Raw genomic sequence first — 1,261 nt, forward strand, 5'->3', positions numbered from 1 at the left:
AAAATCTGTGCGCAAATACGCCAAGTCGCATTTGATTAACTATCCTAACCAAGGGAGGAGAAGTGTATGGATGACAATTATGTGAAGGTGAAAAAGTGGATACAAGAAAACAAAAGTAAGGGCATCCGTCTTTTAAAAAAGCTCGTTCAAGAACCGAGTCTCCAAGGGAATGAAAGGTCATCACAAGCGATTGTCATTGAAAAATGCCGCCAGCTCGGGATGGAAATTGATATCTGGGAACCGAACGGGACAGAGCTTTTAAAGCATCCTTATTTTGTGTCACCGAGAACCAATTTTCTTGACAGTCCCAACGTTGTCGGTTTCCTAAAAGGGACAGGAGGTGGGAAATCTCTTCTTTTAAATGGTCATATCGATGTTGTTCCGGAAGGCGATATTACACAATGGGAGATGGACCCATATTCTGCTGAAGTAAAAGATGGAAAATTATATGGACGAGGTTCTACTGATATGAAAGGTGGAAATGTTGCCCTCCTGTTAGCAATTCAAGCCATCCAGGAATCGGGAATTCGATTAAAAGGAGACGTCATCTTTCAAAGTGTCATTGAAGAGGAAAGTGGTGGTGCGGGAACCCTTGCGACCATTTTAAAAGGCTATAAAGCAGATGGGGCGATTATCCCTGAGCCGACAAATATGAAGATTTTTCCAAAGCAGCAAGGCTCCCTATGGTTTAAAATTGATATCTATGGTCGGATTGCACATGGTGGTACGAGATATGAGGGTGTCAGTGCCATTGAAAAATCAATGACTGTTATGGATCATCTTTTAAAGCTTGAAATGATTCGTAATGGAGCGATTAATGACCCTTTGTATAAAAATACACCAATTCCTGTTCCCATAAATATTGGGAAAATTCATGGAGGAACATGGCCATCCTCTGTCCCAGACGTTGTCACGATTGAAGGACGAATGGGGGTTGCTCCAGAAGAAACGATTGACAATGCAAAGGCTGAAATGAAGCAATGGCTTGAAAAATTATCTGAACTTGATAATTGGTTTGTGGAACATCCGGTTGGCCTTGAGTGGTTTGGTGCACGATGGGTGCCCAGTACGATAGATCCTGAACATGAACTTATGACCCTTTTAAAAAATAGCTTTAGACAGGTGAAGGGGAAGGAACCTGTCATCGAAGCATCACCTTGGGGGACGGACGGTGGGCTTTTAACAGCGGTTGGCAATATCCCCACGATTGTCTTTGGTCCAGGAACAACAGAGGTTGCCCATTACCCAAATGAGTACATCG

The 1,261-nt window shown here is 43.0% G+C and carries 1 protein-coding gene; it reads left to right on the forward strand.

Annotated features, from left to right (window positions below):
- Positions 1-66: 66 nt before the first annotated feature.
- Positions 67-1,261, forward strand: a 1,195-nt coding sequence (locus V7147_RS24430; protein WP_335370390.1) for a peptidase, incomplete at its 3' end; no start/stop codon positions are given.

The organism is Bacillus sp. JJ1521, assembly GCF_036965165.1.
In the GTDB taxonomy this organism is placed as follows: domain Bacteria; phylum Bacillota; class Bacilli; order Bacillales; family Bacillaceae_L; genus Ferdinandcohnia.